The sequence below is a fragment of the Paenibacillus sp. FSL L8-0340 genome (assembly GCF_038593145.1).
GTDB lineage: Bacteria > Bacillota > Bacilli > Paenibacillales > Paenibacillaceae > Paenibacillus_AQ.
On sequence record NZ_CP151967.1, the window covers coordinates 1,339,485 to 1,364,551 of the forward strand.

The 25,067-nt window shown below is 48.7% G+C and carries 24 protein-coding genes and 1 pseudogene; 16 read left to right on the forward strand and 9 right to left on the reverse strand.

Annotation, left to right across the window (positions count from 1 at the left end; all coding sequences use genetic code 11):
* Window positions 1-7 precede the first annotated feature (7 nt).
* From NST07_RS06090 to NST07_RS06105, 4 genes are all read right to left on the reverse strand, one after another.
* Complete coding sequence (locus NST07_RS06090; protein WP_342481221.1) at window positions 8-976, reverse strand: hypothetical protein; 969 nt, start codon at window positions 974-976, stop codon at window positions 8-10.
* A gap of 53 nt (window positions 977-1,029) precedes the next feature.
* Entirely contained in the window at window positions 1,030-2,022 is a 993-nt protein-coding gene (locus NST07_RS06095; protein WP_341090320.1) for a hypothetical protein, read from the reverse strand.
* Window positions 2,009-2,920 (reverse strand): WYL domain-containing protein, encoded by a 912-nt coding sequence (locus tag NST07_RS06100; RefSeq protein WP_341090321.1) that lies wholly within the window; start codon window positions 2,918-2,920, stop codon window positions 2,009-2,011. Before NST07_RS06100 ends, NST07_RS06095 begins: the two co-directional genes overlap by 14 nt.
* A 156-nt stretch (window positions 2,921-3,076) precedes the next feature.
* Window positions 3,077-3,265, reverse strand: a complete 189-nt coding sequence (locus tag NST07_RS06105) for a hypothetical protein (protein WP_076111252.1) — start codon at window positions 3,263-3,265, stop codon at window positions 3,077-3,079.
* Window positions 3,266-3,463: 198 nt separating this feature from the next.
* Between NST07_RS06105 and NST07_RS06110 the strand changes: the two genes are divergently transcribed.
* From NST07_RS06110 to NST07_RS06130, 5 genes are all read left to right on the forward strand, one after another.
* Window positions 3,464-3,628: a hypothetical protein gene (locus NST07_RS06110; protein WP_341090324.1), complete on the forward strand. Its 165-nt coding sequence runs from the start codon at window positions 3,464-3,466 to the stop codon at window positions 3,626-3,628.
* A 276-nt stretch (window positions 3,629-3,904) separates the two neighbouring features.
* Window positions 3,905-5,218: an ABC transporter substrate-binding protein gene (locus NST07_RS06115; RefSeq protein WP_341090327.1), complete on the forward strand. Its 1,314-nt coding sequence runs from the start codon at window positions 3,905-3,907 to the stop codon at window positions 5,216-5,218.
* Window positions 5,215-6,912, forward strand: coding sequence for a methyl-accepting chemotaxis protein (locus NST07_RS06120; protein ID WP_341377526.1), 1,698 nt, complete (start codon window positions 5,215-5,217; stop codon window positions 6,910-6,912). The genes NST07_RS06115 and NST07_RS06120 overlap by 4 nt, the downstream gene beginning before the upstream one ends.
* A 210-nt stretch (window positions 6,913-7,122) precedes the next feature.
* The gene (locus tag NST07_RS06125; RefSeq protein WP_341090332.1) at window positions 7,123-7,965 is read left to right on the forward strand and encodes a methyl-accepting chemotaxis protein; all 843 of its coding nucleotides are present in this window, start codon (window positions 7,123-7,125) and stop codon (window positions 7,963-7,965) included.
* A 185-nt stretch (window positions 7,966-8,150) separates the two neighbouring features.
* Window positions 8,151-8,804 carry a SprT family zinc-dependent metalloprotease gene (locus NST07_RS06130; RefSeq protein WP_342481222.1) on the forward strand — a complete coding sequence of 218 codons (654 nt, stop codon included), beginning with the start codon at window positions 8,151-8,153 and terminating at the stop codon, window positions 8,802-8,804.
* Window positions 8,805-8,852: 48 nt separating this feature from the next.
* Here NST07_RS06130 and NST07_RS06135 read toward each other — a convergent pair whose 3' ends face one another.
* Window positions 8,853-9,728, reverse strand: a complete 876-nt coding sequence (locus NST07_RS06135) for a GNAT family N-acetyltransferase (protein ID WP_341090335.1) — start codon at window positions 9,726-9,728, stop codon at window positions 8,853-8,855.
* Window positions 9,729-9,919: 191 nt separating this feature from the next.
* Here NST07_RS06135 and NST07_RS06140 point away from each other — a divergent pair, with 191 nt between their 5' ends.
* The 8 genes from NST07_RS06140 to NST07_RS06175 all read left to right on the forward strand — a co-directional run bounded on the left by NST07_RS06140 (window position 9,920) and on the right by NST07_RS06175 (window position 18,696).
* Window positions 9,920-11,005, forward strand: coding sequence for a DUF4367 domain-containing protein (locus NST07_RS06140; RefSeq protein ID WP_341090338.1), 1,086 nt, complete (start codon window positions 9,920-9,922; stop codon window positions 11,003-11,005).
* Between the two features lie 228 nt (window positions 11,006-11,233).
* On the forward strand, window positions 11,234-12,415 hold the full coding sequence (alr, locus tag NST07_RS06145; protein WP_341090340.1) for an alanine racemase: 1,182 nt from the start codon (window positions 11,234-11,236) through the stop codon (window positions 12,413-12,415).
* A 212-nt stretch (window positions 12,416-12,627) separates the two neighbouring features.
* Window positions 12,628-12,909 carry a CopG family ribbon-helix-helix protein gene (locus tag NST07_RS06150; protein WP_076111276.1) on the forward strand — a complete coding sequence of 94 codons (282 nt, stop codon included), beginning with the start codon at window positions 12,628-12,630 and terminating at the stop codon, window positions 12,907-12,909.
* 3 nt (window positions 12,910-12,912) lie between these two features.
* Window positions 12,913-13,263 (forward strand): type II toxin-antitoxin system PemK/MazF family toxin, encoded by a 351-nt coding sequence (locus NST07_RS06155; RefSeq protein ID WP_038586937.1) that lies wholly within the window; start codon window positions 12,913-12,915, stop codon window positions 13,261-13,263.
* 166 nt (window positions 13,264-13,429) lie between these two features.
* Window positions 13,430-14,038, forward strand: coding sequence for a TetR/AcrR family transcriptional regulator (locus tag NST07_RS06160; protein WP_342481223.1), 609 nt, complete (start codon window positions 13,430-13,432; stop codon window positions 14,036-14,038).
* Between the two features lie 342 nt (window positions 14,039-14,380).
* Window positions 14,381-15,589 carry an MFS transporter gene (locus NST07_RS06165; protein WP_342481224.1) on the forward strand — a complete coding sequence of 403 codons (1,209 nt, stop codon included), beginning with the start codon at window positions 14,381-14,383 and terminating at the stop codon, window positions 15,587-15,589.
* A gap of 222 nt (window positions 15,590-15,811) precedes the next feature.
* Window positions 15,812-17,971: a Tex family protein gene (locus NST07_RS06170; RefSeq protein ID WP_342481927.1), complete on the forward strand. Its 2,160-nt coding sequence runs from the start codon at window positions 15,812-15,814 to the stop codon at window positions 17,969-17,971.
* Between the two features lie 185 nt (window positions 17,972-18,156).
* Window positions 18,157-18,696, forward strand: coding sequence for a hypothetical protein (locus tag NST07_RS06175; RefSeq protein ID WP_341090345.1), 540 nt, complete (start codon window positions 18,157-18,159; stop codon window positions 18,694-18,696).
* Window positions 18,697-18,869: 173 nt separating this feature from the next.
* On the opposite strand, the gene NST07_RS06180 is transcribed toward NST07_RS06175, so the two are convergent.
* Entirely contained in the window at window positions 18,870-19,793 is a 924-nt protein-coding gene (locus tag NST07_RS06180; protein WP_341090347.1) for a 2-dehydropantoate 2-reductase N-terminal domain-containing protein, read from the reverse strand.
* A 148-nt stretch (window positions 19,794-19,941) separates the two neighbouring features.
* Between NST07_RS06180 and NST07_RS06185 the strand changes: the two genes are divergently transcribed.
* The gene (locus tag NST07_RS06185) at window positions 19,942-20,493 is read left to right on the forward strand and encodes a TetR/AcrR family transcriptional regulator (RefSeq protein WP_342481225.1); all 552 of its coding nucleotides are present in this window, start codon (window positions 19,942-19,944) and stop codon (window positions 20,491-20,493) included.
* A gap of 86 nt (window positions 20,494-20,579) precedes the next feature.
* On the opposite strand, the gene NST07_RS06190 is transcribed toward NST07_RS06185, so the two are convergent.
* From NST07_RS06190 to NST07_RS06200, 3 genes and pseudogenes are all read right to left on the reverse strand, one after another.
* Window positions 20,580-21,608 carry a polysaccharide pyruvyl transferase family protein gene (locus NST07_RS06190; RefSeq protein WP_342481226.1) on the reverse strand — a complete coding sequence of 343 codons (1,029 nt, stop codon included), beginning with the start codon at window positions 21,606-21,608 and terminating at the stop codon, window positions 20,580-20,582.
* Window positions 21,609-22,075: 467 nt separating this feature from the next.
* A pseudogene (locus tag NST07_RS06195) lies at window positions 22,076-22,420 on the reverse strand (darcynin family protein).
* Between the two features lie 72 nt (window positions 22,421-22,492).
* Window positions 22,493-23,074 (reverse strand): Crp/Fnr family transcriptional regulator, encoded by a 582-nt coding sequence (locus NST07_RS06200; protein ID WP_341090358.1) that lies wholly within the window; start codon window positions 23,072-23,074, stop codon window positions 22,493-22,495.
* Window positions 23,075-23,434: 360 nt separating this feature from the next.
* Here NST07_RS06200 and NST07_RS06205 point away from each other — a divergent pair, with 360 nt between their 5' ends.
* Entirely contained in the window at window positions 23,435-24,229 is a 795-nt protein-coding gene (locus tag NST07_RS06205) for a TetR family transcriptional regulator (RefSeq protein WP_342481227.1), read from the forward strand.
* Window positions 24,230-24,256: 27 nt separating this feature from the next.
* A complete protein-coding gene (gene map, locus NST07_RS06210) occupies window positions 24,257-25,003 on the forward strand; it encodes a type I methionyl aminopeptidase (RefSeq protein WP_342481228.1) in 747 nt (248 codons plus the stop codon).
* Window positions 25,004-25,067 lie beyond the last annotated feature (64 nt).

A 25,067-nucleotide genomic window follows, 5' to 3' on the forward strand; every position in this document is an offset into this window, starting at 1 on the left:
CTTCTGCTCAGCGCAGTCCAATATCGTGAAAACGGTTGGCAATCGGTTCACGCAGCAAGTGACGGATCGACTGAATGGCGGCGGTTTCGGCTGCCTTGGCATCATCGAATAAGGTTATAAGTTCTTTTAACCCGGAGGGCGGGGGAGGTTGCGTATGGAGCTCAACCTGTGTGATCGCCTCGAATATTTCCGACAGCCGGGTATAATGTGCGGCGATCTCTTTTGCAGCTGGCCAGTACGCCAGAACTTCCTGTGCATACTTTGCCGCATCTTGTTTGGCCGCAGTGTAGACAAAGAATGTTTCGGCGGCTCCTTCAGCATCATAGCGGCCGGAACGAAGTGCTTCTACAATGGCATCATAAGCCGCAAGCCCGCATGCATAGCCGGACTCCGGCAGCATGATGTCATGGGTTTCCGCTTTGAAGACCGCTTGTATGAATGATTCTTTAATGGCCTGCAGCACATCTATCTCGATCTGCTTCTCGTAGACCTGATAGTAGGCATAAGCCGAGTGGTTCCGCCCCAATTCTAAGTAGGGGAGTTCCTGGCAGGATTCCGCTACCCCGTCCAAATAATAAAATACCTGCTTTTGTTCATGGTATCCGTTCACAATAACAAACCGGTCTTTCCATACCACTGCGCCCGTTCCGCAGTCAATGCATGCTTTGATATCAGAGATGGCCTGCTGCTGGTAGAGAGGAAAGGTAGGCGTGAAATTAAATCCGCCCATTTGAGAGGCGGTTACTCCAATCAGGTCACAAGCTACAAGATGCTCCGCCATCCAATTGTAGGCCGTGGCCGAATCGGAATGGAGCTGCCTGTGAACGGAGAAGCGGAAACAGGCCGCTGTCATTCCGGACAACATACATTTCGGCAAAGTGAACCAGCCTTTCTCTGCCAAAACACTGTAAAGGGCATCTGTAAACGAATGCGATTCCAGGCGGTATTGAAGGGAATGGAGAATGATCTTGCTCATGAATAAATTCCTTCTTTCCGCCGTTCTTGTTCATGGCCTGCGGCGCTAAAATATTACCTTGCCGAATGTGCGCCCCATCTGGGCACAATAGAACGTTTGCGGTCAGGGTAACGTTCTGACACAATCCGGACCCGTTCCATTGCGCGTTTTTCGAGGGCCTCAGCTTTGGCCAGCGCTGCACATAATGAGGCTTGACGGTGCTCAGCCAGTTGCCCTGTCCCATGAAAGGAAGGCAGAGACACTGCAAGTTCTTCCGTCATTAGGTCTGCCAATTCACTGTATATGTGATGAACTTCATCCAGTCCAGGGATCAGCTTGTGTACTTCCTGCAAATAATCCCTGATCTCCCTTCGTGCGTATCCATAGGAATCCAGAATATATGCGGCACCCGAAGAATCAAAGTCTCCCAGCTTCAAGGCTTGAATCAGGTATGGATAGGCGAGCCGGCCTGAGGCAATTTCCTTATCCGGCCATGTTTTGTAAGGTGTCTCCCAGTCATAGAGTGCCAGACGAAGAGATTCGAGCACCGCATCCTTCAAGGGGATCTCTACCTGATTACCGAACACCTGGCAGTACCAGAAGGAGGTGAAGTTGATGCCGAAATTGTCATACAACACCACTTGGCTCTCCCCGGACCAGCCGTCCTGCAGATAAAATACCCTGTCCGCATCATCATAGCCGTGAATTACCCCGAACTCCGGAATCCAGTACAATGCTCCAACACCGGCATCTATACTTTGTTTGATCCAAGTGATGGCATCCTGCTGATACACTTCGAATGAGCTGTGCCTTGTGCGTCCGCCGTCATAGGCCGTGTGAATCCCCAGATTATCAATGGCAGGTGCATGCTCATTTCCCCACTGGCCGTAGGCCGTGACCGACATAGGCAGAAGCCTGCGGTGCACTGAGAATTTGAAGGCCATGCCGCTAAGCCCGGAGAGCATATACTTTGGTCCTTCAAACCGCTGTGCGGCTGTCAGGATGGCATATAAGGCGTCTGTAAAAGACTTCGATTCACGTTTCATCTGAATATTATTTAGGTTCACTTGGATTCTCCTGTGGATTCAGCAAATCAAGCATCGCTTGGCATCTGCTGCTTATTTTGACCTGCAGCCATTGGGGGGCCAGTATTTGCAGCCATTCTGTAGTGAGCAGATGCTGGACGAACATCTCCGGATCGAAAAAATCCACTTCGTAAATGTCTTTATCTATAAGATGTACCGGAAATCCGAGCCATGATTCTCCTTTGGGCGGAGCAGCCAGGCGGATCTGTGCCGTAAAAGGCTTGAGCTTTCGGACCTGTTCCTGCCGCAGTCCGCCGTCGGCTTCTCCATTGAACCGCCGCTCAGTCAGCTTCAAAGAGCGGATGGAGGATAGCCGGAAGTGCTGGGGCGGACTATGTTCTGCCGTTCTGGCAATGACATGATCATCATCGTAGTGGTTAACAAGCTTCAACGGGCAGATTTCCTGTTCACCCTCCTGCCCATCATGAACAATTCTTACAACTATACATTCTTTGATGGCATGCTCCAGCAGCTCAATATACTGCAGTACATGTACATTTACCGTGAAAATCGGCAGCTGTGCCTCTGCACCCGGCTCCTGGTCATCGGTAAGCCGCTCCAGCAGGCTGCCAATCCGCCGTACTGCCGCTCCATTCTCGTAATTATAGCGGCTGTACCGGTAAGCCAAATATTTCAGAATCTGCTTTTCCCGATCGGTCATATAGAGATAGGGAAGCATGAAGCTGTCATCCTCATAGCAATACCCGCGCTGCTTCGCTACATATTGCAGCGGAGCCCGGAGAGAAGCGGCCATGTATTCGATATCCCGCTGAGCCTGGCGCTTGGAGATTTCGAACTGCCCGGCCAGATGATTGCTGTTCGGATAACGCCCCGCCTTAATCTGCTGGTCGAACCATTGAATACGGTGGATATGGCTCAAGTAAGAGGCTCCCTTTCATGATTATGAGAATCAGAGCTTGGCCCTGTGTTTGTTTATTTCGAGTATAAGGAACCCGGCGGAATGAAACAAGGATGCCTGCACCTGTCTTATGCATATACGCATAAAAGAGAGAGGCATCCCCGACTAAGGATACGCTTAGCCTGTTATAGCATCAACTTTGACTTGCGGCGCTTTACTGCACCGCTTGCATACCTTAATTCCGGTTCCATCGCTCTTCACTTTTGGATAGAGCAGTTTAATGCGCGTAGTTTCACAGATCGGGCATGTCCCCCGGCCCCGTGACGGCAAGTTCCAAAGTACGCGGCCCCGTTTTGTTTTCGGCATAATCTTGAACCTCATTTCACAGTTTGAATGGTACCTTTGTAGTATAAAACAAGAGGTACGACATAAAATGTCGTACCTCTTATAAATCCTGATCCAAATAAATGAAATAAAATACATTATTTATGCTCTTTTTTATATTAATGAATTGATTTTCCCTATATACTTAGCAGAAAAGTCTACTAAAAAGGAGGGTTTGCGATGAACAATATCATCACGATTCTGAGCGTTGCTGCAATAGCTGTCATTATGTTTTTGCTGAATAAATATGTGAAGAACAAAAGCCGGATGCGCCTCGTGCTGGCCATTATGTTTGTGCTCTATATTTCTACGTTTATCATCATAGGCATGTTAAAGGATTCATGAAGATGTCCCCAAAACTGGATACATATTAAGATGAGGAGTCCGTGCAGAGTGCGGGCTTTTTTTTGTTAAAAGAGAATTTATATGCTTCACGCTATAATTTATCCTTCTATTTCCCGCTGAAACGGATACCGTCCTTTTGAGGGCGCCGAAGCCGTTTCCACTTGTCTGTTCATAAAGCAGAATCACTTTCCGATAAAGAAAACAGTTGTTGAATGTACAAAATGCTACATTTTTTTTGTTTATTCGACATCACTAGATAGATAGGCGGTGGCTTTTATGAGGGGAAACAAAGTATGGGGGTTATTGAAGGTATGTGGGGCTCTCCTGGTCCTAACAGGAATTGTAGGTTGCAGCAACTCCGGTGACGGAAACAAGGAAGAGACAGCAGCTCAGGAGGTTACACTGAAGTTTGTGTGGTGGGGGAAAGAGCAACGCAAAGAGGACACGCAGAAGGTAGTTGATCTTTATATGAAGGAGCACCCGGGCGTCAAGATTGAGACGGAGGATTTCTCGGGTACAGATGCACTGTCTTCTCGTCTGGCTATGGATACGGCGGATCAGAAGGCTCCTGATATTATTCAGGGGGATTATGGATTTATATTCAATTATATTAATCGGGATCTCATTGAACCGCTTGGCCCTTATATTAAGAATAAGAGTCTTTCCATTTCGGATGTTCCCCCGGAGTACCTGGCTCCAGGCATGAAGAATGATGAATTATATGCGGTTAATATCGGCATTAATTCAGAAGCTCTGATCTATGATCCGGCATTCCTTCAGGAGGCAGGCATTAAGGTGCCTTCCCAGGACTATACAATAGATGAGCTGTATAAGACTCTTGTAGAACTAAAAGAAACTATAGATGATCCTGATTTCTATCCGATGGGGAATATGTTTGCTGCGGGCTATTTTCTGAGAACCCGAGGCGTATCCATGTACAATGCGGGGGGGACGGCTCTTGGATATGATGATGACAAAGATCTGGCGGAATATTTCACTCTCTATAAAAAATGGACAGATGAAGGGTTGGTAGGCTCATTTAAGGGAGTCAGCAATGATGAGAATCATCCGGTAATAACCGGGAAGACGGCCTTCTTCTCCGTTTCCAGCAATGCTTCGACAATCTTGAGCAGCAAGGCAGGAAGAACCATCAAGCTGCTGCCGCTGCCGAAGGCCGGGGACAAAGAAGGGCGCTTTATCAAACCCTCCATGTTCCTCGCAGTGTCGTCCTATTCTAAATATCCGGAAGAAGCGGCCAAATTCATTAATTTTTTCATTAATAATGAGGCAGCCAATGACATTCTGAAAGGAGAACGGGGAGTTCCTGTTTCCAGTGTGATTGCTGCACAGCTCTCCGGCAAGCTGGGAGAAGGGGGAAAACAACAGTACGAGCTGCTTGACTACCTCAAGACTCATTCATCACCAATCGATCCTCCTGCTCCAAGCAGTTCCATGGTTGTTGACAATGCCTATAAAATCCTCCTGGATCGTGTGCTGGACGGCAGCATAACCCCGGAACAAGCAGCTAAGAGTTATCGGGCAGAAGCCACCTCAATTCTGGACACAACAGATAAGGGGGCAGCGAAATGAGCAGACTCAGAAACATGACGATTAAAAATAAATTATACGGCGGGTTCGGTCTGATACTGATCCTCCTGCTGGTTGTAGCCTTCACCAGCTACTTTTACCTTTCCAAGGTCAATGATACCTACACACAACTGCTGACGAACAAATCCGAATCGGTTCAACTGATTAAGGATTTGCGAATTGCAGTGGAGCAGGAAAGGGCTAGCATCAGCAGTTTCCTGATTGATGGAGATGAGGCCAGAGTAGCTGACTTTGAGGGAGCGAAGAATCAGTTCCGCACTGCTCTTGGTCAGCTGAAATCACTCACTACCGATCGTGATGACAAACAAATCCTCGCCGGACTCGATCTCCTGCAGGAGCATTACAGCGGTACTGCGATGCAAGTTATCGACAGTAAAAAGCGGAATAACAGCGATTATCTGGAGATTCTGCAAATGCAGGGACCTGTTCTAAGTAAATTCAGCAGTACGGCAGAACGGTTTGTTAAGCTTCAGGAGGAGGAACTGGAGCTGGAAGCTAATACAACCTTCAGCGATGTATCGGCTACTAAGAAGCTGGTCATTGCATTGACAGGCGCAGCCTTGCTTCTGGGAACTCTGGCCGCGGCTCTGATCAGCAGGGCGATCTCGAACCCGATCCAGAAGCTCCAGAAGATGGCGGTTCAAATTGCCGGAGGGGATCTGCGGAATACTCTGGTGGAGATCAAGAATAAGGACGAGATTGGGCAACTGGCTGAGGCCTTCAATGACATGGGTAACCACTTGCGTGATCTGATCCGGGAAGTGGGCACAAATGCGGAGCATGTTGCCGCCTCATCGGAAGAGCTGACAGCCAGCGCAGAACAAACGGGACAAGCTACGGAGCATGTTGCGTCCATTACGGAGAAATTAGCGGAAGGAGCGCAGACGCAGGTGAACAGTATCGAAGCCAGTGTTGCGCTTGTTCAGAAGATGGACGGAGAGGCCGCGCAAATTGCGGAGCGTTCCATTCATGTCAAGGAATCGGTGGATGTAGCATCCGACCTGGCCACCAAAGGGATTCAGGCGGTTGAATCAGCAATTCACCAAATATCGGCAGTATCAAAAAATGTAAGTGAGGTTTCAGGAGTGGTCAGCGCCTTGGCCGAAAGCTCCAGAGAAATCGGCGAAATCATTGCAATTATTACGGATATAGCGAATCAGACGAACCTGCTGTCGCTAAATGCGGCGATTGAAGCAGCGAGAGCAGGAGAGCATGGCCGGGGTTTTGCTGTAGTAGCCAGTGAGGTGCGCAAGCTTGCGGAGAAGACTGCAGAATCCGGGAAACGCGTCTCTGATGTGATTCATTCGATTCAATCCGAGACAAGCCGGACTCTCACAATGGTCAGTCAAGGGGAGAAGGAAGTCGAGGCCGGCATTTATGCCGTCCAAACCGCCGGGCAATCCTTTGCCGAAATCGAAGCCTCCATACAAGAAATTAATGAACAGATTGGAGGCGTCTCCGATGCTTCGCAAGAAATGTCGCATGAAACTCATGAGCTTGTAGTTGCCTTTGAGCAGATCAACAGGATCACGTTGGCCTCCTCCGAGGGGACCTATGATGTATCCGCCTCGGCGCAAGAGCAGTTGGCCAGTGTGGAGGAAATTGCAGTGGCCTCAAGAATGCTGTCCGAGCTTGCTCAAGAGCTTCAGGAAAGTATTTCGAAGTTTTCAGTCTAATCAATGTATCGTTAAGAGTCCAATTTCCCGAAGAAACGTTACCCTCTCTATTAAGAGGGTAACGTTTCTTCCTGGATTCATAGTTTTATCTAATTATGGCAGGATAAAGACGCAACAGACCAACCAAAAAGCAAGGACTAAATGCCTTGTCGGGTGCGTTTTCCTTCGTGCTATAATGATCTAAAATCCTGTATTGGGAGCTGTTGTGTCGTGAAGAGTCAAAGTGAAACGGAGATTGAACAATTACTGGATGCTTTGAGAATATCGTTGCCGCTCGTGCAGCGCTTGTTTCCGCTGGATGTCATGTTCGCATTAGCCGATTCGGACAAGTTCATCTATTATCTGCCGGGTAGTGAGCTGGATATTCGCATTCAAGAGGGAATGCCGGTTCCGCAGAATGGCGGGATCCGAAAATCGCTGGACACCGGCGAGACGGTTAGTGCAAATATTCCGAAGGAAATCTACGGATTGCCCTTCAAATCTTCGTCCATGCCGATTCGGGGGCAAGACGGGAACGTTACCGGTGTTTTTACCATTGGGATCAGCCTGCACAATCAAGAAACGTTAAGCGATGCGGCCAATACTCTGGCAACAACCTCTGAAGAGATAAGCTCCACCTCCGGGGAGATAGCCGGAACTGCTTCTGATTTGGCGAATACCGTAAGCGATCTTAAGCTGCTCGGCCAGAAGGTTGTCGAAGAGCTGCATAGTACGGATGAGATTTTGGATTTCATCAAAAAGGTGGCGGACAACTCCAATCTGCTGGGCCTGAACGCCGCAATCGAAGCTGCACATGCCGCCGAGCATGGCCGGGGATTTGGGATAGTAGCGCAGGAGATTCGAAAGATGTCGGTCTCCAGCGCCTCCTCTGCCAAAGAAATCGCCAGCATCCTGCAGGCGATCAAGAAGAACATTACCCTGATGGATGCAACCCTGCTGGATTGTCTGGCACAGAGCGAGCGCCAGGCTGCGGCAACGGAGCAAATCACCGCGTCCATGCAGCAGTTAGCCGCTTCTGCAGTGGAGATCGAAAAGATTGCGCGGCTGATTTAACCCGGTCCTGCCTGTTCATACCCTTTGATATGAGGAGAACCGAATAAAATATTTGTGTGAAGAGTCCCCGGTGGACTCTTTTTTATGTGTGGTGTGAGAAGAAATGCGCACTATGAAACTCTGTATGCTATGCTGGCAAACATGTTACAGTGGAGGAAAGAATATTTATAGAAGCGATGGTGGCTATGCAGATTCAGTTACAGGGTGAAATGATTCAAATCCATGTACAGTACGCGAAGCGGAAGAAGATTTCCCTTCATATAGATGCAATTGGGTTGATCACGGTAAAAGCCCCCAAGGGGACAAGCGAAGAATTGATTGTGGGCGCGGTGGAGCGGCACGGCGAATGGATTCTGGACAAGCTGCGCCAGGGCCGGGAGGCACGGCAGGCACCCAAGGCGAAGGAATATCAGGAGGAAGGGAAGTTTCTTTACCTTGGGAAGGAATACCCGCTGCATGAATTGATTAATGTCGGTGAATGGGATGCGGAGAAGCTGAAGCTGGAACTCAAAAAGTTCTATTTTGCCAGCCTGAAGAAGATTGTTGCGGAACGGATTACTGTTTATCAGAATCAGCTCCGCGTAAAACCGAAGACGATCGAAGTCGTTGAATCCAGAACCAAGTGGGGGAGCTGCAGCGCGGACAAGAAACTGACGTTTAATTACCGCCTGGCGATGGCCCCCGCCCAGGTTATTGATTATGTGATTATCCATGAGCTATGCCATCTGCTGCATATGAATCATGACCGGTCATTTTGGCGCCGCCTCGGGAGTGTCATGCCGGATTACAAAGAGAAGGAAGAGTTCCTGGCCCGGTTTGGGCAATTCATGACTCTCTAAACATAGCAGATCCCGGGGTTGCGGCTGACTTGCCCTAACTTCCGGTTTCTAGGCGATAGACGTAGCTGGATGCTTCATGTGGGCCGGAAATGAAGAGTTGCCGCAGGTTCTCACAAATAAGCCGCCCGGGTAAGGCGTGCTTTCCGCTTCAATCCCTATGTAATCGGGAGTGAAATGAAAAACTATTTTTTCAGTTTCACTGCTGGCTAGCTTAGCCAAAACAGCTTGAATATCAATGGCTTTCGTAAACACAATGTCGAAAATGTTCAGCTCCTTGCCTTCCTGCTTGCAAATGGCTAATACGTCCTCGTTCTCCAGGTAATAGAGGTCGTCACTGAAGACGTTTAGGCAGTAGAACATTAGCAGCCCTAGCGTTCCGTCTGTTCCAAAACGACGGGATACCGGCAATCGCTGCGCTGCGAATGTGCGGATAAAGTTTAGATCATCCGGCTCAGTCCCGTCTAATTTCCGGATCCCCACGGAGTCGGTGCTGCCTGAAGTATAGTCAATAGAGAAGAGCTGTTCCTGCGCCGGAATAAATCCAAACCTCGGATAGAAATCGAGCACCGTATCATTGGCAAAAAGGTACATAAAATCAACCTGATTCGTATACTCCTCCAGCACCTTATTCATTAGACTGGCAGACAAGCCCTTATGCCGGTAATCCGGATGCGTCATTACAGTTCCGATCTGGATCGCCTTTTTCTGGTGGCCGTCCATGATCAAGTCCAGCACATTTACTGAAACATTCGCAATCACCTGCTCATCCTCGATATAAGAAAATGGAATATACCGCTCACTCCAGAACCCTTCCTGATACCACTGTTCGAAGCTTATTCCAAAGCTGCTGGCGGCAAGCCCGGACAGGCTCTTTCGGAGCACCTCATTTTCTCTGTAATCTTTCTTGAAAATAAATCCCTGCATAACTTGTACCCCTTTCAATAAGCGTTGCCTAAACAATTCTGCACGTCCGCTGCCAGTTCCTTTGTTGAATCGTCCATACAGATAATTCGAACCTCTTGTCATGCTTGTCATGCCCGTCTGCATATTGCGGAGTTGTCCCTCATAGACATGTACTAATCAATGCATTCAAAACAGGTTAAGGGGATGATGTCATGCGCCGGATAACATGGGTACTCGCGATCATAATGAGCGTGGCCCTGGTGCTCGCGGGGTGCGGGAAGAAGGATGCCGCTTCCGTAGTCAAGGATTTGAACAATGTGTCTGACAAGCTGGAGAGCAAGCAGGGGGCCTACCAGGGTGCCGGCACGATGACCCTGTACACCGGCGAACAGCCGCAGGAGTACAAGGTGGAGGTCTGGTACAAAAATCCTTCCTACTACCGGATTAGCCTCTCCAATGTGCAGAAGGATGTAACGCAGATTGTTCTGCGCAATGATGAAGGGGTGTTCGTGCTGACACCGAGTCTGGGCAAAAGCTTCCGCTTCCAGAGCGATTGGCCGGATAGCCAAGGTCAGGTATATTTGTACCAGACACTGCTCAACAGCATTGTCTCTGACAACAACCGGCAGTTTACGGTGGATGGAGACAACTATGTGTTTGAAGTCGCGGCAAATTACCAGAGCAGCGCACTGGTGCGCCAAAAAATATGGCTGACCAAAAAGACCTATGAACCAAAACAGGTGCAGGTCTCCGACTCCGAGGCCAAGGTTGTGGTCGATGTGAAGTTCGACAGCTTCAAGTTTAGTCCTGAGCTCAATAAGGATTCTTTTGATATGCAAAAAAATATGGCGAGCGGTACTCCTTCCGAAAGCACGGTGGCTGAGGTTGACGAGAACGGCAATCCGGTGGCTGCACCGGAGGACAAGGAACAGGCAGATCAGCCGGTTGCTGCGGAGCTTGGCGATTTCGGCATCATTGAACCGGCTTATATTCCTGCCGGTGTAGAATTTAAGGACAGCAACAAAATCGAGGACAGCAAAGATCATTCGGCTCTGCTCCGCTATGACGGAATTTACCAGTATACGATTATGGAAAGCCGTCCGCTGGATCATACTGTATCGCTGGTTCCTGGAAAGGTAATCGATCTTGGCTTTACCGCAGGGCTTCTGAGCGGCGATGAACAGCTGACTCTGACCTGGATGAACGACGGCGTGGAATTCCGCATTACCAGCGCGAACCTTCCGGCGACCGAAATGATGCAAATTGCCGCTTCTATGGCGGAACAATCGGGTAAGTAATATTCAGTAGGCGGATACTGCGCATTGTGGGAGCCATTTCCTCTACAAGCCGTATCCGCTTTTTACTTATTTCTGCCGTTAACCGCCCCTTTGGAGGACCAATCAGCAAGATAGCTGTACTTACATTGACAGCCGCCTTCCATTAGCATTACCATTGGCAGTAAGACTAGTGGTTCCATACAACAATCACAGAGCTGTTTTACTACAATGTAAGAAGGTGACCCTGAAGTGCAAGTATGCTATCGACCTACAGTAGCCGAGATTAATCTGGATGATCTGCGTGCCAATTACGAAGCCTTTCGTGCGGCCTTGCTGCCGGAGACTAAATTTATGGGATGCGTCAAAGGAAATGCGTACGGCCATGGAGCAGTGGAAGTGACGCGGGAGCTTGAACGACTCGGAGCGGATTATGTTAGTGTAGCTTTTTTGGATGAGGCATTGGAGCTGCGTCAGGCGGGAATACTAATTCCTATTCTGGTGCTCGGCTACACCTCACCGGAAGGAATAGCCGTTGCCTGGGAGTACAATATAACCGTAACACTGTTCACACCGGATGTACTGGAGGCAATAAGAAGGCTTCCTATAGATCCGGAGCACCGGCTGAAGGTGCATATCAAGATTGACAGCGGGATGGGAAGGCTGGGATTGCTGCCGGCTGACGCGCCCGATTTCATCGCTGAAGTGCATTCTGTAGCGCAGGCGGAGCTGGAGGGTATGTTTACCCATTTTGCCAAGGCAGACGAAGAAAACAAAAGCTATACACTGATGCAGTACCGGCGGTTCATGAGCGTGGCGGAAACGCTTCGGGACAGAGAGATTGAAATCCCGATCATACATACGGGCAATAGCGCTACGGCCATTGATACACCTCTTCTATCCAGTAACATGGTGCGTGTGGGCATAAGCTTGTACGGTTTTTATCCATCGACTGAGGTAAGCCGTACAAAGGTGGCTTTACACCCGGTAATGACGCTGAAGACGCAGGCAGTTTATGTCAAAACCCTGCCGCCCGATTGGGGCATCAGCTACGGCACCCGTTACTTCACAGACAGCGAAGAGATCATTGCTACGCTGCCTGTGGGGTACGCAGACGGATATTCCCGCATGCTGACAGGCAAAGCGGAGGTGCTAATACGTGGACGTCGCGTTCCTGTCGTCGGAACGATCTGCATGGACCAGTGTATGGTATCGCTCAAATCTTTCGCTGAAGAAGCGGAACAAATCAAAGCTGGCGAAGAGGTTGTACTCATCGGAAGCCAGGCTGGCGTGTCCATCACGGCAGACGAACTGGCACTCCATATGGGAACGATTCACTACGAGGTAATCTGTATGCTGGCCCACCGGGTGCCCCGCGTATATGTGCGTGAAGGTGCTGCTCCGAACCTGGTGAATCCCCTGCTGCAGGCTTGATGTTCTTACTGTGTAACTTTTACAGGAATCGATAAAGGAAGCTGAACCGTAAAGACCTATGTGACTTATGGTCTATACGAACCGCCATTTCTAGTTTATAATGGGATGCAGCATACTTGATATACTGGTTGCATATATTCCTTGTATAAAATTCCTTGTATATTGTAACACTGAAACACAAGGGCAGAAGGTTTGTGGGGGTGGAAGAGAAGGTGGCCAATTTGCAGAACACCAAAAGAATTATGATCAGCTTGCCCGATCATCTCTTACAGGAAGTGGATGGGATCGCTCAATTGGAGAACTCTAACCGGAGTGAATTGATTAGGCAGGCCATGAAGCTGTATTTAAGCGAACGGAGGAAACGCACCATTCGTGAGTCTATGCAGCGGGGCTATATGGAAATGGCCAAGATCAATTTGACGATGGCATGCGAGGCCTTTCTCGCTGAGGAAGATGCAGACAGTACTCTTGGCCGCTTAGTAAGCGGGGTGTAGATATTGATCGTTAAACGCGGCGACGTTTTTTTTGCCGACCTTTCGCCTGTTGTAGGTTCAGAACAAGGCGGAGTACGGCCGGTACTGATTATTCAGAACGATATTGGCAACCGTTTCAGCCCGACGGTGATTGTGGCGGCCATCACTGCCCAGATCCAGAAGGCCAAACTGCCGACGCACGTGGAAATTGATGCGGCAGCCCACGGCTTTGACCGGGATTCCGTCATTCTCCTTGAGCAGGTTCGGACAATTGACAAACAACGCTTGACCGATAAGATCACCCACCTTGACGATGATACAATGAAGAAAGTGGATGATTCGCTGCAAATCAGTCTGGGCCTGATCGATTTCTAAATCAGGCAGGGCTACATAGTATAGAATGTGTAATGGAGGCACGTCCGGTGTATAATCCGGCGTGCCTTTTTAATTGTATGGAAACTATATACGAACCTGTGGCTTAAATGTATTCACTTTAAACAATAGCTGTGCTACAATTGGACCGGACGGTCGGGTTAAGGAGGTGGTCGGAATTAAAGGACGTTCTGACGGAGAAGAAACGAAAAAGCGGATAGTGCTAAAGGCAACACAGTTATTTGTTCAGAAAGGTTTTGCAGCGGTGACCATGAACGAAGTCTGTACGGCGGCCAAGGTGAGCAAAGGGAGTTTATATCACCATTTTCCGAGTAAAGATGAACTGTTTCTATATGTAGTAGAAGACGATACCGAGCAGTGGCTCAGCGATTGGGAGCAGAAACGGAGCGGAATTAACGGCATCGAGGAACGTTTCTATGCATTAGGCGAGCATTATGCGAATGATTTTCAGAATCCGCTGATCCGCGCGCTTGAGGAATACGCCAGATCCCGGCCTCATTCAAAAGAGGTTCAACAGCGTCTCTCCCGGCTCTACGAATCGGCGTCACAAGCCTGCCGCAATCTGCTGCAGGAGGGTATGGACACGGGGTATCTGGTCAAGGGCAATCTGGACAATTACGTAATCATTGTAAGCGGCTTGCTGGAGGGAATCAGCAGAGTCAGCGAGATTACAGTTCTGGCCAACACGCCGGAGGATATCATGGAATATTACCGGGATGCCATACGGCTGCTGCTGCAGGGGATACGTACCGGATAGGCATAGAGACTAAGCATGCTGTGAAGACAGCACACTGCAGAGAAGCTATACGCAGTGTACGGTTAGTCGAGGGTACCAGAATAGAGGCTTCTCTGAAGCGCAGATAGAGCAAGCTGTAAGGCAATTATTTTATTGCAGGGTTGGGCCGGAAAATTAGTTTGAGAAGACGTTTTTTATTTACCCTTAATTAGACCGGATGGTCGGTCTTATGTGTCTTATTTAGATTTTTCATTTCTGGAATAAAAGGGATGGCAACTGACGGATAAGTGGATATTTAACTATAAGATAAATAGAATCACCCCTACTTGAGGATTTGGTTGCGGGAATACGGAGGTTATTGCAATGTCATTACTGCTAAGAAACCGGGGCGCTATGCTGCTCCTTATGCTGAATATTTTTCTGGCGTTTACAGGCATCGGACTGGTTGTTCCGATCATGCCTACTTATATGAATGAGCTGCAGATCGGAGGCAGTGTTGTCGGGTTGCTGGTGGCAGCCTTCTCTGTAACCCAGTTGATTGTGTCGCCGTTTGCGGGCAGACTGTCGGACCGGATGGGCCGGAAAAAAATTATCGTCGCCGGACTGATTGTTTTTTCACTCTCGGAGCTGCTGTTTGGGTTGGCAAATGCGCCCTGGCTGCTGTTTGTATCCCGAATGCTAGGGGGTGTCGGAGCAGCGTTGATTATGCCTGCGGTCATGGCTTACGTGGCGGATACGACCTCCACAGAGGAACGGGCCAAAGGAATGGGGCTGATCAATGCGGCCATCACCACCGGTTTTATTATTGGACCGGGAATTGGCGGTTATCTGGCAGAGTTTGGTATCCGTGTGCCGTTCTTTGCGGCAGCAGTAGCAGCGGCTTTGGTGGCTGTGATAAGTACATTTGTATTGCCGGAATCGCGCTCCGCAGCGCAGCGTGAAGCTGTGAAGACAGCACAGAACGATAAAGAGAGCCTTGTATCTCAACTGGTGCGTTCCTACCGTGAACCCTACTTCTTCGGATTGGTTATTGTATTTGTACTCTCCTTCGGATTGGCGAATTATGAAACGGTATTCGGGTTGTTTGTGGATCAAAAATTTGGATTCACCCCTAAGGATATTGCCTTTGTCCTAACCTTTGGCTCCATCTCGGGGGCTGTGATTCAGGTTACGGCGTTCAGCTGGATATTGAATCGTTTTGGTGAAAATAAGGTCATTTCGACCTCTTTGCTTATCGCGGGCCTGTTCATCCTCCTCACACTGTTTGTGCACGGCTACTGGGCTATTGTTACAGTGACGTTCATTGTGTTTCTTTCGATGGATATCCTGCGCCCCGCTGTCGGAACACAGCTCTCCAAGCTGGCGGTGGAATCGCAGCAGGGCTTCGTGATGGGTATGAATTCTGCCTACACCAGTCTTGGCAATATTGCCGGTCCGATTGTGGCCGGAGTCCTGTTTGACCTGGATATCAACTTCCCGTATGCCGTGGCTGCACTAGTGCTCGTTCTGTGCTTTGGGCTGTCACTCGCCTCCGCTAAGCGTATGAACCGGCGGGGCCTGCAAATGAAATGATCCGTGGTTCCTGCAGGATTGACAATCTACCTCCTAGCAAGCCAGCTTTTTCCGGGTCAATGAATCCCTAAACTTTGGTAGATAACCAATTTGTGATACTATTTCAGGTAGGGATTATAAGAACGCAGAACGTGTGCGGAAAGAGGGATTCAATTGGCTGCAGAAAATACGAATGCCGGTACTGTACCGGATGAAGCTGCTGCGCGGCAGGAGCAGGAATTAATTACCGCGGCGATTGCCAAGGAGCTGGGCATTAGCCTGAAGCAGGTGCGTACGACGGTAGGCCTTCTGGATGAGGGGAATACGATTCCGTTTATTGCGAGATACCGTAAGGAAATGACCGGTGAGCTGGACGAGAACGCTCTGCGTGATATTGAGGAAAGGCTGGCCTATCTGCGCAATCTGGGTGACCGCAAGAAGGATGTCATCCGCAGCATCGAGGAGCAGGGCAAGCTGACAGACGAGCTGCATGAGCAGATCCTGAAGGCAGTCAAGCTGCAGGAAGTGGAGGATCTGTATCGTCCCTTCCGGCAGAAGCGTAAGACGCGGGCAAGTGTGGCTAAGGAGAAGGGGCTGGAGCCGCTGGCGAACTGGGTCATGGAACAGCGCCGGCAGGGGCTTCCGCTGGAAGAGGCCGCTAAATATATTGATGCGGACAAAGGCGTGGAGAGTGCTGAGCTGGCGCTGCAGGGCGCGATGGATATTATAGCTGAGAACATTGCCGATGATCCGGTCATCCGTTCCTGGATACGCCAGTACACCGCAAGTCAAGGGGTGCTGGTCTCCGAAGCCAAGGATGCTGAGCAGGAGAGCGTATACGAGAACTATTACAGTTACCGTGAACCGGTACATAAAATGCCGCCGCACCGGATTCTCGCCATCAACCGCGGAGAACGGGAGAACGTGCTTAAGGTAGGCATTGAGGTAACTACTGACAAGATTCATGCCTTTATCTCGCGGAAGCTGATCAAGGGGCCGTCCCCGGTCAAGGAATTGCTGGAGACCGTGACGGAGGATTCCTACAAGCGGCTGATCGCTCCGTCTGTTGAGCGCGAGGTGCGCGGAGAGATGACGGAGAAAGGAGAGAATCAGGCGATCTCGATCTTCTCAGGGAATCTGCGCAGCCTGCTGCTGCAGCCGCCGGTCAAAGGCCGGAACGTGCTTGGCGTTGACCCGGCCTACCGTACCGGGTGCAAGCTGGCCGTTGTGGACGATACCGGCAAGCTGCTGGAGGTAGCGGTCACTTATCCGACGCCGCCGAACAACAAGAAGAAGGAGGCGGCGGCGAAGTTTAAGGAGCTGATTGCCAAATACGGCATTCAGCTGATCGTAATCGGCAACGGCACCGGCTCGCGGGAGACGGAGCAGTTCACCGCCGAGGTCATCGCAGAGATCGGCAATCCTGAGCTGGCGTACCTGATCGTTAATGAAGCGGGAGCCAGTGTCTATTCCGCCTCCAAGCTTGCGCAGGAGGAGTTCCCGGATCTGGATGTGGCCGAGCGCAGCGCCGCATCCATTGCCCGCCGCGTGCAGGACCCGCTGGCGGAGCTGGTGAAGATCGACCCGAAGGCGATCGGAGTCGGGCAGTACCAGCATGACGTCTCCCAGAAGCATCTGGAGGAGAGCCTGAAGGGCGTTGTGGAATCCGCGGTTAACCACGTCGGTGTCGATGTGAATACAGCATCCGCATCGCTGCTGTCCTATGTTGCGGGCGTGAATGCCACAATCGCCAAGAATATTGTGAAGTTCCGCGAGGAGAACGGCAAGTTCGTGACCCGCAAGGCGCTGCAGAAGGTGCCGCGCCTCGGTGCCAAATCCTACGAGCAGTGCATCGGCTTCCTGCGGATTCCCGGCGGGGACAATACGCTGGACCGCACGCCGATCCATCCGGAGTCCTATCCGGTGGTGGACCGCCTGTTCCGTGAGCTGGGGCTGGAGGTAGCCCGGCTCGGCAGCAAAGAGGTCGCAGAGGAGCTGCAGGCGCAGAACGCCGAAGAGCTGGCTGCGAAGCTGAATGTCGGCGTGCCTACACTGCGCGACATCCTTGAAAGTCTGCAGCGCCCGGGCCGCGATCCGCGCGAGGAGCTGCCGCTGCCGATCTTCCGCACCGATGTGCTGAAGATCGAGGATCTGGTTCCCGGCATGGAGATGCAGGGGACCGTCCGCAATGTAATCGATTTTGGCGCCTTCGTCGATATCGGAATCAAGAACGACGGGCTGGTGCATATCTCCCAGCTTAGCGGCAGCTTCGTGAAGCATCCGATGGACGTCGTCTCTGTAGGAGACAATGTCACTGTATGGGTCATGGGCGTTGACCTCAAGAAAGGCCGGGTCAGCCTGACCATGCGTCCGCCGCGCAGCGAAGCAGGCAGCGCCAAGTAAATCTAACAGCAAGCCCTCTGCAGGTTGCGGGACAGACCCTGTAACGCCGGCAGGGGGCTTTTTTTCATCACCAATGGCTGACTGTTGGCTTGCACCCCGAACTAGCCGCTTGCAAAGTAAGTATTGTGCTGCCGTATAACATTAATTATAGTAAGGATATATTACTAAGGGGGAATAGTGGGAGAATGAAAAAGGCGATGATATTGTTGTTGCTATTGGTGGTTGTATTACCATCACAGGCGTTTGCCGCTACATATTCTAATGCGTACGTAGACAAGTATTATTTTGAATCCTACAAAGACAGGGTCAAAGAGGTTAAGGATGCGCAGAAGAACTTAAGTAAAGTCTTGGGCACCGAGGTTACAGCCTTAGCGCAGAAATCTAAGGTATCTGCAGCTAACTATAGCAATGCGGTCAAAAACAAGCTGAGCAAGGAGGCTGTCGCCAAGGCTAGAAATGAAATGACTCAGGATAAAAAAACGCTCGCGGCAGCAAAAGCCAAGTTGTCAAAAACCGTAAAGAGCGCCAAAAAAGAAAGCGATGCATCCCTTAAAGAGATCGCAAATCATAAAGCATCTCTGGTCAAGATGATCAAGACTCATTTGGAAGGCAAAGACCAACAAAGTGATGCAGCTTTTAATAAGACGCTATCCTCGGAGCTTTCCCAAATAGACTCCAGTTTTAATGCGACTTTAGAATATTTGCAGAACATTGAGCTTGATTAATCCGCGAAGCGGGAAGCGTCAAGTAAGTTTAATCATTAACAGGAAGAGGTACGGTTTACTCCCGCTGTCAACTAACCGTTCTTATACCGTGAAAGCGGCTGTGCGCGCCCATATTTACTGGATGCGGCAGCCGCTTTTGCTTTCATATTCAATGAATCTGGGCGTTAACAACGTTACTGAACATGTATTTCCGATTTGATATTATTTTGACTTAAAAATTTCATTAAATCATTACTCAGCTGCACAATCTCATTGTTAGCATTATTCGCATAATCCGGCAACATCATATCCCTAACCATTTTGGTTCGTAGCCATGTCATAAAGAAAAGATCCAAAAATAAGTTTGGAAATTTAAGCACCATTTTAAGCATTGGAGGATCAATTGAAACGCCAGCTTTTTGTATTGCCCTTAGATACGTTTTTAAAGTGACTGTTATTTTGCGTGCCGTCTTTCTGGTTCTGGCTGTTTTTTTGTCAATTATCTTATTCTCAGAATGCAAAACGCTCAACATGGCAATGTCTGATACGGAATGTGTGATTAGATACGCTTGCATATCCTTTTTAATAACGTAGGGAAGCTTTGCTGTTTTAAATAATTTTGCGAGGTTTTCTATGCGTTCTGTCACTACACCATTAATTTCTCCAAATGCAGTTGCCACTAAAATCTTTGGTAGAAATCGAGCATGTAATACTCCATCTTTAATCTGTCCGCCGAAGCCGGGAAAAGCTGGTAAAAGTCTATCCCCTACGATATCCAGCCACGAAGAAAATCCAATTGAACTACTAGTCATCGTGACTATATTTTTGCTTTGATTATCTTTTAGCGCTAACAACGCTGATTCGGACCGATCATAACGAACGGTAACGAAAATAAAATCGTATACATCGTAATTTTCGAGCGTATCAATGACATTTACTTGTATCGATCTAACTGTACCTTTTTCTTTATATTGCAGGCCATTTTCTCTTAATGATTTAAATCTATTAGAATGTGCAAACAGGCTAACATCAAACCCTGCTTCAATAAGCTTAATTGCGTACATGCTCCCGATGACACCTGCACCAAAAATTAGAATTCTATCTTGTTTTGCTGACATTAAAACCACCCCTACTTATTAACATTTCCTTTTAATTATCAGACAACATGTTGTATGATGTGATTATAAATCTTCATTATTCCTTGATCAACCATCAGTTTTTTATTATTTGTCGGATGACATTCAGATTCGCTAGCAGGAGGGAAACATGAAAAAGCAACCCCAAATAACGGAGAAAACAAGACAAAAGTTTGTAGAAGTTTTTTGTGAGTTATATAGCCAAAAGCCGATTGAAAAAATTTCGGTTCAGGAAATTGCGAATAAGTCAGGATATAACCGCAGCACCTTTTATCAATACTTTACTGACATTTACGAATTGTTGGACTCTGTTGAAAATGACTTATTGAATGACATTAAAAAAGAAATGGCGAATAAAGAGCTATCGATGCATACGGTTCAAGATACGCTCTATTGTCTGGACAAAAGAGAACATCTCCTGGTTCTTAATGCCCTTTTGGGCGATTATGGAAGTGCCCGTTTTTTAAAACGTTTAAAAAAAGAAATCAGTTTGGATCAATTAGAATTAAACGTTCCGCAAAACCATTCCTCAACGCCATACTTCATTGAGTTTTACCTGACAACTTCCCTTTCTTTATTTCGTCTTTGGCTCCAGCGTCAAAAGGATTTATCGTCAGAAGAATTTTTCAGGTTAGTGGAGAACCTATATTTAAGAGGGATTACGCCCTATTTTAAAGAATGAGTCTGTCATTCAAACCAAATCCATATGTTGTACCTACTCTTAAGGGTTGGCATTCTGTAAATACAGACTTCTGCAGTTGGTTTATTTTAAGATTCCAAAGCATCTTTAAGAAATTGAAGTGAATTATGACGAAATGCACTTGTTTTTGATTCGTCTATATGATGAAAAGTAACATCATCAATATTTGGAATATTTGATGTATCATAAACATAGCAAGAAGATAAGCCAAACGTATCCAGCAGAGCTATCAGTCTTGAATCCATTGATTTGGGGTCTTGTGGATTATCAGATACCGGGAAAACCAAAAATGGAACCTTATATAAAATGGCAAAAGCAGCCCCATGAAAAGCACTAGTAATAAAATACTTAGCGTGTTTTATGTACCCTACAAATTCCTTCGGACCAACCGTAGCTGCTCCAGCAGTTGCAAGAGATATAATCTCGTATCCGTACTTTCTTGAAAGTGCTTCAGCGTATTCCTGAAGCCCTGTAATATCTCGTAAATCATAAGTGAGTATATAGGCTTTTTCTGGCGGAGTAGCAGATATATCATCCCATCCGGATTTATCAAGAAGCATTACCGGATCCAATACATGAGTAATATCTCCATTTTTCATCGTTTTCACAAAAGGGATTGCCCTTTTTTCACGAACAGAAACAAAGTCTAAGGAATTAACGTGTGGAGCAAGGATCTTTTTTCGATCGGGCTCTATTTCTGCTCCTCCCATGCTTGCTGCGTATGCAATTTTCGTTTTTGATGCTGGAACAAAAGAAAGTGCCATACAGGGTAAAATGTCATCGGAAATAACCCATGGTAAACCCCATATTTGGTCGCTACCGCAAACAAAAATATCGTAATCATCAACACATTCTGCAATATCAGTTACTGTATATAAGCGTTCGCTGTGGGGAATGCTTTCAGAAAAATTCCTAAAATGTTCTGCACCTTTAGCACTTTCATATGCTTGTAAGGTGTATTCGTTTTGCCACTTGAATGTAATTTGCTCACAATGAAATCCTAACTTAGCTATAGCTTTTTGCAGTGCATAAGCTCCTAGTTGGCCACCGTAATTATAGTTTTTGTAGTAAAGAGTAATAATTCCAACTCTTTTCATAATAATCTCCATTCCGAACTAAGTCGGCACAAACAGGAATGAAAGAAAAGTGCCGAAAAGTCTACATAAATTTGAATTTTTGCAACAGTATAGTAGTACCGTCAGAAACGCGTTCGCTGCCAGCATCGACACTCGTGACACTTTTCTTTCCTGCCTCGGGGAGCCCCTACCGTTTACAAGTCCTCTTTCTTCCGTGGGATGTGACGCAGATGTTCCATTCAAAATACGATAGCCCAATGTTGCTTTTCAGCGTTAACATAGCCCGAAACCTACACACATATATACAAATCCATGCACTACAAGGAATTCCGCAAAAAACTTGCCCCTATTTATGATACGGCTCACCGCGCTGACTGTAACGGCAAGTTTTAGGGCCATCCTTTGCGGGATGGCCCTCTGTTTCATCTCGTTAGTATTTTATCAATCTGCAGGACGATTTTGGGTAATCCTAAACGATCATACACTCGTTAATCTTTTCCCATATTCAGTACTTCTGCCTCATACGATTGAAACGCGTTTTCTATTCCCATCACAACATCTTTGATTTTCATATACCCTTTGGTGTACGGGAGCGAGTCTCTGATTTCTTCTCACATATAGTGGTATTGCTTTAGATCTACCGTTTCGCACAGGACAAAATCCGTATAATCTTTTCCAGGCAGCGCTTCTGCGTCAAAGAATCGCACTTTGACGTGCTGACCGTATTTTTGTATAATCCCCTGCAATGAATCGGCATGTTTTCTCCGTTCCTCCCGAGGCAGTGCAAGCCAGGAAGGATAAAACTCCAACAGCACAATCATCATGTACCGCATTTCTTTACCACCTTTATTTGCTTATTTTTGTTTTATTTTAGCGACAAAGCGCTGGCTTCGCATTAACATAGGTTAATCTTTTTCCGAATGAAGGAGCCGGCTCAGAGAAACAGGGGTAATTCCCAAGTAGGACGCAATGTGATACTGAGGAATCCGTTGTCCCAATCCAGGGTACTTGACCAAAAACACGTCATATCTTTCCTTCGCGGACAGGTAAAGCAATTCCCGCTCTCTTTCTTCCTTTCGTATATATAATCTTTCAACACTCTTACACACAAAACGTTCCCATGCACGGCTTTCATCCACTAACTCCTTCAGCATATCATAAGATATTTCGATAACTGCAGAGTCTTCCATAGCCTCGATTGTAAAGAAAGAAGGCGTCCCCATGACCATGGCACCATAAGAAGTAGCAAAATCATTTTCCACCGTAAATGCAACATTATATTCCCTGCCGTCTTGAAGCGTATAATACAGGCGAAATAAGCCCATTGTGCAAAAATAAACATGCTTCACCAATTGTCCCGCCTGAATTAGGGTGACTCCTTTAGGGATTCGTTTTGTTCGTGAACGTTCTACAAACAGGTTCCAGTCCTCATCGGACAGCTGCGCTGCTTGAGGAAGATCTCTTATCGCACTGTAGTCAATATCCATCAGAAATTACACCCCCTAGCTTTTTTGTCGCAAGTGACAACATACGCTGTAACGCTGAATTAACGGGTCACACCGAAAAACTTGCCCCCTACTTATGATACGGTTCACCGAGATTGATCTTTAACCTCCTACCCGTTAGCTTAATGAAGCATGGTCAGTTTAATACTTTATTTTCTCAGTCTACAGCTTTATTTGCTGAGTCTAGCATTTTATTTTCTCCTTGAATCTAATACACCCGTTGGTCAAGCACCGGTTTCTAGGTTGAGCCGGAAATCCTCCAGCTAATCTCTTGTAATTCGCAAGCCGATGTTTTATATTGACATAAGAGCAGGTCAATAATAAAAGAGGTGAACGGACGAAATGACTCCACGCACAAAAGAACAAAACGAAGAGATCCGGCTGCGGCGTCTGACGCAGATCCGTAAAGCCGCTGCCGATGTGTTTTTGAATAAAGGGCCTTTACTGGAGATCCGCGATGTGGCCGCGCAGGCGGGACTCGGCTATGGCACGGTATATCATTATTACAGCAATAAGGGCGATTTGCTCTACGATCTGTTATGGGACGCGGTGGAGCGGGCCGGGGGATGGCTGGAGGCTCCGCTGGAGTTCCCGTTGGAGGCTCCGCTAGAGGCACGGCTGAAGGTCCCGCTGGAGGCTCAACTGAAGGCCCCGCGCGCTTCGGCTTCGGGGGAGGCGCAGGCGGGCGGGCATTTCGCCTTGGCTGCGGCGGCGGACACTGGGAACTCGGCTGCTGCGGATTCCCGAAGCGGAAGCCGCGGAACGGCCGCTGCCGCAAAGCTTGGCCCCGTCGCTGCCGCCGGCGTCCGGCTGCTGCAGCTTTGGGCAGAGGACCACGCCCTGTACCTGCTGCATAAGCAGGCCAGTGAGGACTTTGCCTCGCTGCCTGAAGCGCGCTCGGCCCTGCTCTCGGCCGCCTTTCGCCGGGAGGTGCTCGCGCCGTTTGCCGCGCTGCTGGAAACCGGGCGTGCGGCGGACGGGGCTGACGCTTCCGGCGGAAACGCGGCGGAGCCGCCGTATCGGCTACAGCATGCCGAAATGCTGCTGGCTGCCTTGGTCGGCTGCGCCTCGCTTTCGCTTCGCCGCGGAAAGCTGCACGAGGAGGCTAGGGATATCGCCCTGTTTTTAAAATTATAGAATGGAGAAGGAGCGAATAAGCAAAAGATGATCATTATAAAATCACCCAGGGAAATCGATGAGATGAAGCCGGCGAGCCAAATTATTGCGGACTGCTACCGCGAGGTGGCCAAACTGATCGAGCCTGGGATCACCACCCGGGAAATCAATGACTTTGTTGCCAGACACATCACCAAGCTGGGCGGCAAGCAGTTTACGAAAGGGTACAACGGTTTCCCCGCCGAAACCTGCATTTCGGTCAACGATGTGGTGGCCCACGGTATTCCTTCGAACCAGATGCTTATGGACGGCGACTTGCTGAAGCTCGACATCGTCGTGGAATACGGCGGATGGTTCGGCGATTCGTGCTGGTGTTATGCGGTGGGCAATATCCGGCCGGAGGCGCAAAAGTTAATGAAGGTGACAAAGGAATGCTTGGATCTGGGGATCGCCCGGGCACTCCCCGGGGGCCGGCTCGGCGACATAACGTCGGCGATTCAACAGCATGCGGAAGCGAACGGGTTTTCGGTCGTACGCGATCTGCTGGCGCATGGGATCGGGCGGAGCCTGCACGAGGAGCCGAGCTACGAGCATATCGGCGTAGCCGGTAAAGGCATTCGGTTAAAGGAAGGCATGGTGTTTACGATTGAACCGATGATCAACGAAGGTACGTTCCGTATCACGATCGACGACGATGAGTGGACGGCGAGAACGGCCGACGGCAAGTTGTCGGCGCAATATGAGCATACGATCGCAGTCACGCCGGACGGACCGCTGATTTTAACGGCCCAGTAAGAATAGAGGCGAACGGACGGGAATACGTCATTTTAGGAAATAAGCCGCCAACCCGGCCTGCTTG

Excerpts from the sequence above, each read along its gene's own strand:
- NST07_RS06090 (WP_342481221.1), bottom strand. The coding sequence starts at position 976 with ATGAGCAAGATCATTCTCCATTCCCTTCAATACCGCCTGGAATCGCAT.
- NST07_RS06105 (WP_076111252.1), bottom strand. The coding sequence starts at position 3,265 with ATGCCGAAAACAAAACGGGGCCGCGTACTTTGGAACTTGCCGTCACGG.
- NST07_RS06110 (WP_341090324.1), top strand. The coding sequence starts at position 3,464 with ATGAACAATATCATCACGATTCTGAGCGTTGCTGCAATAGCTGTCATT.
- NST07_RS06115 (WP_341090327.1), top strand. The coding sequence starts at position 3,905 with ATGAGGGGAAACAAAGTATGGGGGTTATTGAAGGTATGTGGGGCTCTC.
- NST07_RS06120 (WP_341377526.1), top strand. The coding sequence starts at position 5,215 with ATGAGCAGACTCAGAAACATGACGATTAAAAATAAATTATACGGCGGG.
- NST07_RS06130 (WP_342481222.1), top strand. The coding sequence starts at position 8,151 with ATGCAGATTCAGTTACAGGGTGAAATGATTCAAATCCATGTACAGTAC.
- NST07_RS06135 (WP_341090335.1), bottom strand. The coding sequence starts at position 9,728 with ATGCAGGGATTTATTTTCAAGAAAGATTACAGAGAAAATGAGGTGCTC.
- NST07_RS06140 (WP_341090338.1), top strand. The coding sequence starts at position 9,920 with ATGCGCCGGATAACATGGGTACTCGCGATCATAATGAGCGTGGCCCTG.
- NST07_RS06165 (WP_342481224.1), top strand. The coding sequence starts at position 14,381 with ATGTCATTACTGCTAAGAAACCGGGGCGCTATGCTGCTCCTTATGCTG.
- NST07_RS06175 (WP_341090345.1), top strand. The coding sequence starts at position 18,157 with ATGAAAAAGGCGATGATATTGTTGTTGCTATTGGTGGTTGTATTACCA.
- NST07_RS06180 (WP_341090347.1), bottom strand. The coding sequence starts at position 19,793 with ATGTCAGCAAAACAAGATAGAATTCTAATTTTTGGTGCAGGTGTCATC.
- NST07_RS06185 (WP_342481225.1), top strand. The coding sequence starts at position 19,942 with ATGAAAAAGCAACCCCAAATAACGGAGAAAACAAGACAAAAGTTTGTA.
- NST07_RS06190 (WP_342481226.1), bottom strand. The coding sequence starts at position 21,608 with ATGAAAAGAGTTGGAATTATTACTCTTTACTACAAAAACTATAATTAC.
- NST07_RS06200 (WP_341090358.1), bottom strand. The coding sequence starts at position 23,074 with ATGGATATTGACTACAGTGCGATAAGAGATCTTCCTCAAGCAGCGCAG.
- NST07_RS06205 (WP_342481227.1), top strand. The coding sequence starts at position 23,435 with ATGACTCCACGCACAAAAGAACAAAACGAAGAGATCCGGCTGCGGCGT.
- map (WP_342481228.1), top strand. The coding sequence starts at position 24,257 with ATGATCATTATAAAATCACCCAGGGAAATCGATGAGATGAAGCCGGCG.